This window comes from Acidimicrobiales bacterium (genome assembly GCA_016794585.1).
Lineage (GTDB): Bacteria > Actinomycetota > Acidimicrobiia > Acidimicrobiales > DATDAH01 > JAEUJM01.
Window position 1 is genome coordinate 150,583 of the sequence record JAEUJM010000018.1, and the last position, 12,550, is coordinate 163,132.

The following is a 12,550-nucleotide window of genomic DNA, read 5'->3' on the forward strand; positions in this document are numbered from 1 at the left end:
GGTCATGCGCGCCGGGTGGAAGACGTCGACGACCCTCGTGCTGGCGGTCGCGCTCGCCGCCGGCGCCGTCGCCGGTCCGGCCGGCGCGCAGGGCGCGCCCGACGCCTCCGCCCCGCCCGAGGCGGCGGTGGCCGAGTCGGACCCGCCGGCGCCCGACGGTCCGCCCCTCGAGCTCACCGCGCCCGAAGGATGGCTGCCCCGCCCGCTGCCGACCCCCCAGGTGCCCAGCGTGGCCTTCGTGGGCGACTCGATCGGCCGCGACGCCGGGTACTACGTGCGCCGCCAGGTCCAGCGCACCCACCCGGTCGCCTACTACCACTCGGTGGCGGCCGGCTACATCGGGTACCACCTGCCCCGGCTGCGCCCGGTGGTCGAGGCCCCCGGTGGGCCCGACATCCTCCTCGTGGAATTGGGCACGGGCGACGCCTTCTGGGACCACAGCCCGGCCAAGTTCGAAAGGGACGTGCGTCGGTTCCTCGACACCGTGCTCAACCTCGCGCCCGACGGCACGCCCCTCGCTCCGCCCGACGTCACGTGCGTGCGCTGGTTCGACCAGAAGCCGACGGCCAACATCGCGTACCCCTACGTGAACGAGCACCGGACGGCGTTCAACCGGATCCTCGGTCGGGTGCTGGCCGAGCACCGCTACGCGAGCCGCAACGTCGCGCTGGTGCCCTACGCAGCCTGGTACTGGCTGTCGGGCGACCGCGGGTTCTTCCTGGCCGACCGCCTCCACCACACCGAGGCGGGCCGGCGGGAGCTGGGCCTGCTCGCCGGTCAGGCGGCCGAGGGTTGCGACCCCTCCTTCACGTCGGGGCCGTTCTGGGACGTGCCCGACCGATCGCGGTCGGCCGAGGCCGTCGCGTGGGCCGGCACCAACGGCATCGCCGATCCCTACCGCAACGGCACCTACCGGGCGCAGCTGGGCAGCTTCGGGGTGCCGCTCGACCGGAGCCAGTTCGCCCAGATGCTGTGGCGGCTCGCGGGGTCGCCCACCGACCGGCCCCGGTCGACCTGGAGCGACGTGCCCACCGGCCTGCGCCGGCCCGTGGGCTGGGTGCAGGCCGAGGGCATCATGCGGGGCTACCCCGACGGGACCTTCCGCGGCGGCGACCTCGTCACCCGCGAGGCGTTGGCCGTGTACCTGTGGCGGGCCATGCAGCGCCCGACGGAGGGGGTCGTCCCCCGCTCGTGGCCCGACGTGGCGCCGGCGTACGCCGCCGCGGTCGACTGGGCCGTGACCAACGGGATCCTCGCTCCGTACGGGAACGGCAGTTTCGGTTCGGGCGTCCCGGTGATGCGGGCGCTGGCGGCCCGGACGCTGCACGCGCTGGCCCTGTACATCGCCTCCCTGCTCGCCGAGGCGACCGCACCCACCACCACCACTACCACGACCCCGGTGCCCGGCGCAGTGGGCCCGGCCCCGGGCGCCGCTCCGCCCACCACCGTGCCCCCGTCCACTCCGGCGCCGCCCACGACCGCGGTGCCTCCCACGACGCTGCCGCCCGCCACCACGGTGCCGTCGTCCACGCCCCCGGCGCCGCCCCCTGTCGGCTGAGCTGACCGCCACCCGTGCTGCCGCGGCGGCACGGGCCGATCGGCGCGCCGATCCGGTGACCGACCCCTCGTACCGTCCCGAGATCGACGGGCTGCGTGCGCTCGCGGTCCTCGCGGTCGTGGCGTACCACGCCGACCTGCCCGGCTTCTCGGGCGGCTTCGCCGGGGTCGACGTGTTCTTCGTCCTCTCCGGCTTCCTCATCACCGGGTTGCTGGCCCGCGAGGTGGAGGGCCGCGGCCGACTGTCGGTCAGCGGCTTCTACGGGCGCCGGTTCCGTCGGCTCCTGCCGGTGGCGGCGCTGGTCACCGTGGCCACGGTCGCGGTCGGGTGGTTCGTGGTGTCGCCCCTCCGGCACCGCGACCTCGCCGCTGATGCCCTCGCCACGTCTTCGTACACCATCAACCTGCGCCTCGCCGCCCAGCAGCTCGACTACCTGCGGGCCCACCTGGCGCCATCGCCCTTCCAGCAGTTCTGGTCGCTGGCCGTCGAGGAGCAGTTCTACCTCTTCTGGCCGCTCGTGCTGTGGCTGGTCTTCCGGGGCGCTCGACCCAGGCGCCGGGCCGCGCTGGCGGTCGCCGGCCTCGCGGGTGCGTCGTTCCTGCTGGCCCAGCGCTGGGTCGTCACCGCCCCCTCCTGGGCGTTCTTCTCGCTCCCCACCCGGGCCTGGCAGCTCTGCGCCGGCGCGTTGGTGGCGCTGGCCTGGCGCCCGCTCAGCGCCCGCCTGTCGCACCGGGTGCGCGCCGCGGCGGCGGTCGCCGGGCTCGTGGCCATCGCCGCCACGGTGGTTCGCGCCGGCGGGTCGACGCCGTGGCCCGGCGCGTGGGCCGTCGTGCCGACGCTCGCCACCGTCCTCGTGCTGCTGGCACCCCCGGCGGCCGACGGCGGCGTCAGCGCCCTGCTCGCGGCTCGCCCGCTGCGGGCCGTGGGCGTGCGGTCCTACTCCTGGTACCTCTGGCACTGGCCGGCGATGGTGTTCGTCGCCATCGCCCTCGATCGGGAGGTCGGGGGGCCGCCGGCGGTCGCGGCGGCGGGGGTGGCCTTCGTGCTGGCGGCGGCCACCTACCGCTGGGTGGAGCAACCGGTCCGGCGAGACCCTCGACTCGTGGCCGCGCCCCGTCTGAGCCTGGCCCTCGGGCTGGGCGTGACCGGCGTGCTGATCGCGGTGTTCGTCGGCCTGGTGGCGGCGCAGGGCGAGATCGTCGGGCCGGGGCAGGCCGCCGCCGACGTCGCTCGGCGGTCGGTCGATGCCCAGGCCCTCGACCGCGCCGCGCTCGTGGACGAGGTGCCCGCCAACCTGACTCCCGGGCTCGCCGGCGCCGACCAGGACTTCCCGCCCGTGTACGAGGACGGCTGCCACCTCACCGCTCTGGAGACCACGCCCCGGCGCTGCCGGTACGGGGACCCCGAGGGCGATCGCACGGTCGTGGTGCTGGGCGACTCGCACGCCGCGCAGTGGGTGCCGGCGCTCGACGCCCTCGGTCGGCGCGAGGGGGTGACGGTGGTGCCCCTCACCAAGGCGGGTTGCCCGGCGGCGGCCGTCACCGTCCACGACGGCGCGCTCGGTCGCGCCTTCCGCGAGTGCGACGAGTGGCGGGCCGCAGCTCTCGACCTCGCGGCCGACCTCGCCCCCGACCTCGTGCTGGTGACCAACACCTCGCGCTACGCGGTCGACGCCCAGGGGCGAGCGCCGGCCGCCGACGAGTGGCGTGACGGTTTCTCGGCGACCCTGGACACGCTCGCGGCCGCGGCACCGACGGTGGTGCTGGGCGACACGCCGTACCCCGAGGGCTGGGTGCCGGACTGCCTCGCCGAGCACCTCGACCGCGCCACCGACTGCGTCCGCGCCCGAGCGGACCTCGACGACGGCGGCTTCGGCGCCGTGGCCCGATCGGCGGCCGACGATGCCGGCGCCGTCTACGCGCCGACCACCGATCTCGCCTGTGGCGCCACGTGGTGCCCGGTGATCGTCGGCAACCAGCTCGTGTACCGCGACGACAGCCACCTCACCACCGGGTACGTCCGCCGCCTGGCCGACCCGCTCGCGGCCGTGCTGGCCGCGGCAGTGCCCGACGGGAGCCCATTCGGCTCGTGAGCGCCGGCCGACCGGCTCGGGCTACTCGAGCCCGAGCTCGGCGCCCAGGCGGTTGCGCCGGACCTTGCCCATCGAGTTGCGGGGGAGGGCGTCGACGACGACGACGGTCTTGGGCCGCTTGAAGGGCGCCACCCGCTCGCCCAGCCACGCGTCGACCTCGGCGGGGCTGAGCTCGCCCACCACCGCGGCGCACACCCGCTGGCCCCAGCGTTCGTCGGGCACGCCGAACACGGCGGCCTCGTGCACCTGCGGATGCTCGAGCAGGGCGCGCTCGACCTCGAGCGGGTAGACGTTCACGCCGCCGGTGATCACGAGGTCGCTGCGCCGCCCCTCGAGGTACAGGTAGCCCTCGTCGTCGAGGCGACCGAGGTCGCCGACCGTGCAGGCGTCACCGCGCCACGCCGCCGCGGTCTTCGCTGGGTCGTTCCAGTAGACGAAGCGGGCGTGGCGTGGGGAGTCGCACCAGATGGTGCCGTCGTCATCGACGGAGAGGCGGCGCCCTGCCCGCGCCCGCCCGACGGTGCCCGGATGCGATCGCCAGTCGTCGGAGGAGCACACCGTGAACTGCGCCTCGGTGGAGCCGTAGAACTCCCACAGCGAGCCCTCGGGGAAGGCCTCGAGGGCCCGCTCCTTCAAGCGGGTGGGGCAGGGGGCGCCGGCGTGCGCCACGAGGCGGAACGACGACAGGTCGGGGAGCGGCGGGGCGTCGGGGGCGAAGAGGCGCTGGAGGTGGGCCGGCACCAGGAACGCCGAGGTCGGGCGGTGGGCGGTGACCGCCGCACGGAAACCCTCGGCGGTGAAGTGGCCCGGGAGCACGACGGTCCCTCCGGCCAGGAGGGTGCCGGCGGCGAAGCGAAGGGGCGCCGAGTGGTGCAGCGGCGACGCCACCAGGTGCACGTCGTCGGCGCGGAAGCCCCACTGGTCGCGCTCCTCGGCCAGCAGCGCGGCGGCGTCCTGGTCGTCGAGCACACCGGACCACACCCCCTTCGGCTGGCCTGTGGTGCCCGAGGTGTAGATCATCGGGCGCCCGAGCGGCGCCGGCGCCATTGCCACCTCGGGGTGGGAGGCGCCGTCGGCCACGAGCGCGTCGAGCTCGCCGTCTCGTAGGACGAGCGAGGGTCGGGCGTCGGCCAGCAACGCGTCCTGCTCGGCCGGGAGCAGGTGGGTGTTGATCAGCACGGGGATGATGCCGGTGCGCAGGGCCCCGAGCGCGACGGCCACGTAGGCGGGGCTGCCGTCGGCGGCGAGGGCGACGCGGTCGCCCGGCGCGAGGCCACTGGCGGCGAGCGCCGCCGCGGTGTGGTGCTGGTCGCGCTCGCTCTCGGCGGCCGTCACGACGGCGGTCCCACGGGTCACGGCGGGTGAGCCTAGGATTCGCCCCTCTACAGGACGAGCCCAGGGGGGCGACATGCGCGGACGGATCGGGTGGACGTTGGCGGCGACGGTGTGCGTGGCCGCGCTGGCCGTGGGGTGCAGCAGCAGCGACGACGGCGGCTCGGACGACGCCGCCTCGGACACCACCGAGGCCGCGGCCGAGACCACGACGACGGCGGCGCCGGCCGAGACGCTCGACATCCTCGTGTCCAACGACGACGGCTTCGACGCCGAGGGCATCGATGCGGTGGTCGAGGCGCTGATCGCCCTGCCCGACACCAACGTGACCGTGGTGGCGCCGGCCGAGAACCAGAGCGGCAGCGGGGGGAACACCACGCCAGGCGAGCTGACCGCCACCGAGGAGGAGACCCTCAGCGGCTACCCGGTCACCGCTGTGCAGGGCTTCCCCGCCGACGCCGTCAACTACGGGCTCGAGAACGTGGTGGAGGAGCCGCCGGACGTGGTCATCACCGGCCTGAACGAGGGCCAGAACATGGGCCCGATCATCGACGCCTCCGGGACCGTCGGTGCGGCTCGGGCGGCGGCGGCACAGGGCATCCCCGCCCTCGCCACGAGCCAGGGCATCGACTCCGAGCCGTTCGACTACGAGACCGGGGTCACGTTCATGCTCGAGTGGGTCGAGGAGAACCGCGACGCCCTCGTGGCCGGTGACGCCGCCGTCGAGGTGACCAACCTGAACGTCCCTTCGTGCGCCACCGGTGAGGCCCGGGGCGTCGTCGAGGTTCCGCCGGCCGCCGACATGGGGGACCGCGACTACAACGCCGCCGACTGCACCTCCACCGAGGAAGCGCCGGCCGACGACGTCGGCGCCTTCAACGTGGGCCTGGCCAGCATCGGGGTCATCCCGCTCGAGCCGGCCGCCGGCTAACGGCGGCGCCGGTCGGCTCGGGAGCGGCACCGCACCGTGGGAGAGCGCAGCGAGTTCCAGGGGGTCATCGGCCGCACCCGGGCCGAGTCGACCCCCTGGTGGCCCCCGGAGCCCCGGCCACCCGAGGGCGCGCCCAACGTCCTCGTCGTCGTCCTCGACGACGTCGGCTTCGCCCAGCTCGGCTGCTACGGCTCGGACATCGCCACCCCCACCCTCGACGGCCTCGCCGCCGGCGGGCTCCAGTACACGAACTTCCACACCACCGCCCTGTGCTCGCCCACCCGGGCGTGCGTGCTGACCGGGCGGAACCACCACGCCGCGGGCGTGGGTCGGGTCGTCGATCTCGCCACCGGCTTCCCCGGCTACGACGCGGTCATCCCCAAGAGCTGCGGGATGCTCCCCGAGGTGCTCACCCCCCACGGCTACGCCGCCTACGCCGTGGGCAAGTGGCACCTCACCCCCGAGCACGAGCACCACGTCGGGGCGACGCGGGCGCGGTGGCCCCTGGGCCGGGGCTTCGAGCGGTGGTACGGCTACTTCGACGGCGAGACCAGCCAGTTCGGGCCCACCCTGGTGTCCGACAACCACGCCGTCCCGCCGCCGGGCGATCACGAGGACGGCTACCACCTCACCGAGGATCTCGTCGACCACGGCCTGGCCTTCCTCGGCGACCTCCGGGCCGTCCAGCCCGACAAGCCGTGGCTGCTCTACCTCTGCCCCGGTGCCTGCCACTCACCGCACCAGGCGCCCGCCGAGTGGATCGAGCGCTACCGCGGTCACTTCGACCAGGGGTGGGACGCCTGGCGCGAGGAGACCTTCGCCCGCCAGATCGCCACGGGTGTCCTCCCCGAGGGCACCGACCTGTCGCCCCGCCCGCCGTGGGTGCCGTCCTGGGACGACCTGCCCGAGGACCAGCAGCGGGTGTCGGCTCGCTACATGGAGTGTTTCGCCGCCTACCTCTCGCACTTCGACCACCACCTCGGGCGCCTGCTCGACCGCCTGCGAGAGACCGGCGAGCTCGACAACACGCTGGTGATGGTGCTGTCCGACAACGGAGCCAGCTCGGAGGGCGGCCCCAACGGCTCGGTGAACGACGCCCGCAACTGGAACGTGGCCGAGATGAGCGTCGCCGAGGCGGTCGAGCGCATCGACGAGATCGGCGGCCCGACGATCCACAACAACTACCCCTGGGGCTGGACCGTCGCCGGCAACACGCCGTTCAAGCGGTGGAAGCGCGAGACCCACGAGGGCGGGGTCTGCGACCCCCTGATCGTGCACTGGCCCGCGGGCATGGCGGCCCGGGGCGAGCGCCGGCGCCAGTACAGCCACGCCGTCGACCTGCTGCCCACCATCCTCGAGGCCATCGGCGTCGAGATGCCGGCGGTCATCGACGGCGTCGAGCAGCAGCCCGTGGCGGGGACGAGCCTGGCCTACAGCTTCGACGACCCCGACGCCGCCGACCGCCACACGGTCCAGTACTTCGAGATGCTCGGCAGCCGGGCGCTCTACCAGGACGGCTGGAAGGCCGTCACCTACCACCCCATCGCCGACACCAGCATCCACATCGACGACGACCCGTGGGAGCTGTACCACGTGGCCGTCGACCCGTCGGAGTGCCACGACCTCGCCGCCGAGGAGCCCGAACGCCTCCAGGCCCTCATCGACCGGTGGTGGGTCGAGGCCGAGGCGAACCAGGTCCTGCCCGTCGACACCGACCTCCTCACCGCCATCCTCGGCCTCGAGCGCCCGGGTGTCCCCGACCGCGAGCACTACGAGTTCCGCCCGGGTGGGGCGCCCGTCCCCGAGACGTGCACCGTCAACGTCCGCAACCGCTCCCACACTGTCACCGCCGAGCTGTCCGGCACGCTCGGCGACGCCGAGGGGATCCTGCTCGTGCAGGGCTCGGTGCTCGGCGGCTGGGTGCTCTTCGTGGCCGACGGGCGACTGCACTACGTGCACAACTACGTCGGCCTCGAGCAACAGCGGGCGGTTTCGACGCCCCTCGACCCGGCCGCCCGGACGCTGGCCCTGCACTTCGAGCGTACCGACGAGCACCGCGGCGTCGCCCACCTGCTGGCCGACGGGGTCGAGGTCGGCGCCGGGGAAATCCCGAAGTTCACCCCCGTGCGCTTCGCCATCACCGGCGACGGCCTGCACTGCGGCGAGCACTGGGGTGTCCCCGTGTGCGCCGACTACCGCATGCCCTTCCGCTTCACCGGCCCCCTGCACCGCGTGCTGGTGGACGTGAGCGGTGAGCCCTTCACCGACCCCGAGTCCGACGCCCGCGACGCCCTGCGCAAGCAGTAGGAGGGGGCCAGGTAGGTTCCGGCGATGGACATCGGGATCGCACTGCCCACCATGGCGCCGGGGTACGGGCCGACCACCACGGTCGACTGGGCTCGGGGCATCGACGCCGGCCCGTTCTCGAGCGTGAGCACGGGCGAGCGCATCTCGTTCGACAACCAGGACTGGACGGTCGCCCTCGCCGCCGCGGCGGCGGTGACCGAGCGGGTGCGGGTGATCGCCAACGTCGTGGTCCTGCCGCTGCACCCCGCCGCCGAGGTCGCCAAGCAGGCGGTCGCGCTCGACCAGGTCTCCAACGGTCGCTTCACCCTCGGCGTCGGCGTCGGCGGCCGCGAGCACGACTACCGCAGCCTCGGGGCGCCCTTCTCCCGCCGCCACGCCCACCTCGACGAGCAGGTGGCCGAGCTTCGGCGTCTGTGGGCGGGCGAGCCGCCCTTCGACGGCGCCGATCCCATCGGCCCGCCGCCCGTGCAGGCGGGCGGGCCGCCGCTGCTGGCCGGTTCGCTCGGCCCGAAGAGCATGGCCCGGGCCGCCCGGTGGGCCGACGGGGTCACGGGCTTCAGCGTCGCCGGCGTGGCCGACGAGATGGCGGGCACGTTCGCCCTCGCCGACCGGGCCTGGGCCGACGCGGGGCGCGACACCGGCCCTCGCAAGGTCAACGGCTGCTTCTACCTGCTGGGCGAGGACGACGAGGCTGCCCGTGACGAGCTGCGGCGGTTCGCGGCCCGCTACCTCGCCGTGTTCGGGCCGGAGTTCGCCGACGCCATGGCCGCCGAGACCCGCGTCTGGAACGAGGCGGCGCTCCACCAGTTGCTGGACGGGGCCGAGGCGGCGGGGTGCGACGAGCTCATCCTGGTGCCCGGCACGGTCGACACCGACTGCCTCGAGCGCACTGCGGCGGCGCTCGCCTCCCGCGCCTGAGCCAGTCCCCCCGTTCTGCCAGCACCAGCCTGTTCTGCAGAACAGGCTGGTGATGGCAGAACGGCGTCATTCGTCGAGGGGCTCGGTCGGGGGCTTGAGGATGCCGCCGAAGAAGGCGTCGAGGTAGGGCGTCGGGTCCGCCGACCAGTCGAGGGCGCGCACCTGGGCGAGGGTGCGGCGGCCGCCGAAGGCCCGGAACAGCTCGAACGAGTAGCCGGCGAGGTGGACCTCGGCCTCCGAGCCGATCGGCACCCCGCCGAGGGTGAGGACCCGGTTGGCGGCGGTGATCTGGAGGGTGGGGAGACCCTGCGCCTTGATGAGGCGGTCGAGGCTCTTGGCCAGGAAGCCGAAGCCCACGACGATGCTGTCCGAGTCGCGGGCGCCGGGCTGCGCCAGCGCCCCCCGCAGGTCGTGCTCGTGGGTGGTGACGTCGAACACCATCTGCGACGCCGGCGCCGGCGGCACCGCCGGGATGACGGCCTCGAGCTGGGGGCCGACGTCGTCCCAGTGGTCGAGGATCTCGCCGAGCGGGGTGTCGGCGTAGCGGGCCACCTGAACGTCGGTCCACGGATCGGTGCCGGCCCCGTCGACGTTGCCCCCGAGCACGTCGTCGCACACCCCGCACATGTGGGAGGCGAGCTGGCGGACGGTCCACTGCGGGCAGGCGGGCACGGGCTGCTCGGCCACGGCGTCGGGCCCGGCGGCGCGCAGCAGCTCGGTGCTGCGGGCGCGGGTCCCGGCGTAGGCGGCGGCGATGGCATCGGGCTCGGCGAGCATCATCGGAGGCTATTCGTGCCCCGCCCGCCTCGGGATGACGAAGGTGGTCGACCGGTCAGCCGGCTCGACCGACCGACCGAGCAATCGTTCGAGCGCCGGCCCGGCTCACGCGAAGCGAACGGGCGCCGGCACCGTGACCTCGGCACGACGGTCGGCGTCCGTGAGGTAGGCGTCGACGGCGGCGACCTCGGCGTCGGACAGGGGACGCCGGAACACCGCGGCGCCGAAGAACTCGAACCCGCCGTAGGAGTGCAGGGAGGCGTCGAGATCGCCGCCGACGGTGAAGGCCTCCGCGGTGATCGTCCGAGCGGCATCGGGCGTGGCCGTCTCCGCGGTCCCGGGGATCCCGGCGCTGAAGGAGCGCACCGTGCCCGCGACCCGGTCGAGCACGCCGATGGCCGTGGTCGCGTCGCCGTCGGGCTCGGCCGGCGAACGGGCGGCGGTCGTCTCCGCCTCGTCGCTCACGACGAAGGCCGGGCCGCAGCAGAGGAAGCCCGTGACCAGCATGCTCCACCCCGGGAGGTCGTGGTTCAGCGTGCCCGGGCGCTGCGAGGCGAGGAAGGCGCCCGAGATGCCCGAGCGGGTCCATCGGAACCCGAGGACGACGGTGAGCCCGTCCGGTCCGGGGGCGAAGGCGTCCGTGGGCTCGGAGGTGAGCCGGGCGCCGTTGCCGAGCAGGATCGACGGTCGGTCGACCAGGGCGATGGGCGCGGAGCCCGTCTGCCAGTTGTGGATGGTCCACGTCGCGCCGGTGGCATCGGTGAACGAGCCGTCCTTTGCGGGACCGCCGGTGTCATCGGGCATGCACCAGCAGTGCTGCGTCCCCGGGATGGGCCCGGAGCGCGACCAGGTGAGCGGCAGGTCGATCGTCGAAGGGTCGAGGTCGAACGCACGGCCGGCCGGGGTGGTGAGCGCCATCCGCCGGATCCGGCCCCAGCCCCAGGCCAGACGACCGCCCACCTGGTCGTCACCGGAGGACATGGCGACCTCACGGGTCGAGTCGTGGATGGTGACGAGGCCCGGCTGCGTCACCGACCCGGCCGGCTGCCACGCGGGGTCGTCGAAGGCGAGCAGCAGGTCCTCGGTGGCCCGCCCGCCATCCTGCTCGTAGAACTCGATGCGGTGGCCACCGGCCCCGTCGTCGGCCACGAACCGGACGCCGCGCCGACCGGCGCCGACGCCCACGCTCGGCGGCGGTCCGGTCTCGCTGTGCCAGGCGACCCCGTCGCTGGACCACCAGACCGTCGGGGCGCCGGTCTCCCGGTGATAGGACACGGCCAGCGACGCATCGTTCCCGGTGCCTCCCTGGTGGAACACGACGTTGTCCGGCGAGGGGCTCGTCTGGAGCTCGGGGGTGAGGTCGGCGTCGAGGCGGAACTCGAAGTCGCCGGTCGGGAGGCGATCGTTGTCCGGCGTGTCGAGGATCATGTCGTCCCAGCCCGGGTGGAAGAGGAACGGTCGCCGGTCGGCCTCCAGGCCCAGCACCACCGGGGGCCCGACCTTGCCCGCAGCCAGGGAGAGCGGGTGGTCGCCGCCGGAGAGGTCGGGAACGACGCCGCCGGTGCCGTCCCAGGCCGCGGTGTCCCACCACCCGTCCGCGGTCGCGAGGAGGGCGGCCCCGGCGAAGGTCTGCTCCCACGCCGCCGGGGTGCCTGCTGCTCGCCAGAGGAACTTCGCCGCGGCGGCGCGCGAGGCGGGGGCCGTGCTCCGGAAGCGACCGTCGCTGGTGAGGTGTACGAGCCCGGCGGCGTGGGCCCAGGCCACGGCCGTGTGGCGCGCGCTGCCGGCGCGAACGTCGGTGACCGGGAGCGTCGTCGCCGACGACGGCACGTCGCCGCCCGAGAGCGCGCGGAACGCCCAGGTGACCAACGACGAACGGGTCGCCCCGTCGCGGGGCCGGAAGGTGCGCCCAGGTCCTCCGTGCACGATGCCGATCGAGGTCGCCCAGTCGAGTGGGCGACGTAGGAGTGAGGACGCCGGGACGTCGTCGAAGGCCTCGCCCGGACCGAAGGGGGCGGGCCGTCCCGACAGCACCCAGAGCGCTCTGAGCAGGGTGCCCCGTTGGACGCGCTCGGTCGGAGCGAAGGCCCCTCCGGCACGGCCCGGCGCGGCTCCGATCACGCGGTGACAGGTGGCCCAGTCGATGGCCGCCGCCATTGGGGTGTCGGCGCCCACGTCCGGGTATCCGGAGGGCGGGGGGTCGTCGCAGGACACGGTCTCGGGACGGAGAGCGGCGGAGGCGTCCTCCATCGATGGATACCACAGCGCGCACGAGAGCACGATGAAGAGGACGGCCGTGGGGGACAGGCGGCACGGCCGCATCGGGAAGCTTCCGGTTCCACCCATGCCTGCGTCGGCTCGCCTTCCCGCCCTCATTGGACCTTGAGCGCGACGGTAGCTTGGCCTTGTTTGGGAGTATCTAGACAGTTGTGTCTACTACGAAAGATGGGAATGAGAGCACGTGTTGCCGGGATCTTTTCGATCCCTGACGGTCAGCGCTGGGGCACGGCCCGCAGTGGCGTCCGGGTCCGGGCGGCCCAGGACGGCCCGGCCGGTGTTTCAATGGCGCCGTGAGCGCACCCACCCTGCCCGGCGCCGGCACCCGGCCGGCGTTCGACCTGCTCGACCCCGAGTT

At 74.2% G+C, this 12,550-nt stretch carries 8 protein-coding genes; 5 read left to right on the plus strand and 3 right to left on the minus strand.

Annotation, left to right across the window (positions count from 1 at the left end; all coding sequences use genetic code 11):
• Positions 1-4: 4 nt before the first annotated feature.
• Together JNK12_10775 and JNK12_10780 are read left to right on the plus strand one after the other, a co-directional pair.
• Positions 5-1,558: an S-layer homology domain-containing protein gene (locus JNK12_10775; protein ID MBL8776410.1), complete on the plus strand. Its 1,554-nt coding sequence runs from the start codon at positions 5-7 to the stop codon at positions 1,556-1,558.
• Between the two features lie 55 nt (positions 1,559-1,613).
• Complete coding sequence (locus JNK12_10780; protein ID MBL8776411.1) at positions 1,614-3,650, plus strand: acyltransferase; 2,037 nt, start codon at positions 1,614-1,616, stop codon at positions 3,648-3,650.
• 21 nt (positions 3,651-3,671) lie between these two features.
• Here JNK12_10780 and JNK12_10785 read toward each other — a convergent pair whose 3' ends face one another.
• Positions 3,672-5,006, minus strand: a complete 1,335-nt coding sequence (locus JNK12_10785; GenBank protein MBL8776412.1) for an AMP-binding protein — start codon at positions 5,004-5,006, stop codon at positions 3,672-3,674.
• A 52-nt stretch (positions 5,007-5,058) separates the two neighbouring features.
• On the opposite strand from JNK12_10785, the gene JNK12_10790 reads away from it, so the two are divergent.
• From JNK12_10790 to JNK12_10800, 3 genes are read left to right on the plus strand one after another with little or no spacing between them, the layout of a single operon-like run.
• Positions 5,059-5,913, plus strand: coding sequence for a 5'/3'-nucleotidase SurE (locus JNK12_10790; protein ID MBL8776413.1), 855 nt, complete (start codon positions 5,059-5,061; stop codon positions 5,911-5,913).
• A 36-nt stretch (positions 5,914-5,949) separates the two neighbouring features.
• The gene (locus JNK12_10795) at positions 5,950-8,220 is read left to right on the plus strand and encodes an arylsulfatase (GenBank protein ID MBL8776414.1); all 2,271 of its coding nucleotides are present in this window, start codon (positions 5,950-5,952) and stop codon (positions 8,218-8,220) included.
• A gap of 24 nt (positions 8,221-8,244) precedes the next feature.
• Positions 8,245-9,138 carry an LLM class flavin-dependent oxidoreductase gene (locus JNK12_10800; GenBank protein ID MBL8776415.1) on the plus strand — a complete coding sequence of 298 codons (894 nt, stop codon included), beginning with the start codon at positions 8,245-8,247 and terminating at the stop codon, positions 9,136-9,138.
• 66 nt (positions 9,139-9,204) lie between these two features.
• Here JNK12_10800 and JNK12_10805 read toward each other — a convergent pair whose 3' ends face one another.
• Both JNK12_10805 and JNK12_10810 read right to left on the minus strand, forming a co-directional pair.
• Positions 9,205-9,915, minus strand: a complete 711-nt coding sequence (locus JNK12_10805) for a maleylpyruvate isomerase family mycothiol-dependent enzyme (GenBank protein MBL8776416.1) — start codon at positions 9,913-9,915, stop codon at positions 9,205-9,207.
• Between the two features lie 105 nt (positions 9,916-10,020).
• Positions 10,021-12,261: an S-layer homology domain-containing protein gene (locus JNK12_10810; protein ID MBL8776417.1), complete on the minus strand. Its 2,241-nt coding sequence runs from the start codon at positions 12,259-12,261 to the stop codon at positions 10,021-10,023.
• Positions 12,262-12,550 lie beyond the last annotated feature (289 nt).

Bases quoted from the DNA above. Each gene is read 5' to 3' on its own strand.
- JNK12_10805 (MBL8776416.1), bottom strand. From the start codon at position 9,915: ATGCTCGCCGAGCCCGATGCCATCGCCGCCGCCTACGCCGGGACCCGC.
- JNK12_10775 (MBL8776410.1), top strand. From the start codon at position 5: ATGCGCGCCGGGTGGAAGACGTCGACGACCCTCGTGCTGGCGGTCGCG.
- JNK12_10810 (MBL8776417.1), bottom strand. From the start codon at position 12,261: ATGGGTGGAACCGGAAGCTTCCCGATGCGGCCGTGCCGCCTGTCCCCC.
- JNK12_10790 (MBL8776413.1), top strand. From the start codon at position 5,059: ATGCGCGGACGGATCGGGTGGACGTTGGCGGCGACGGTGTGCGTGGCC.
- JNK12_10800 (MBL8776415.1), top strand. From the start codon at position 8,245: ATGGACATCGGGATCGCACTGCCCACCATGGCGCCGGGGTACGGGCCG.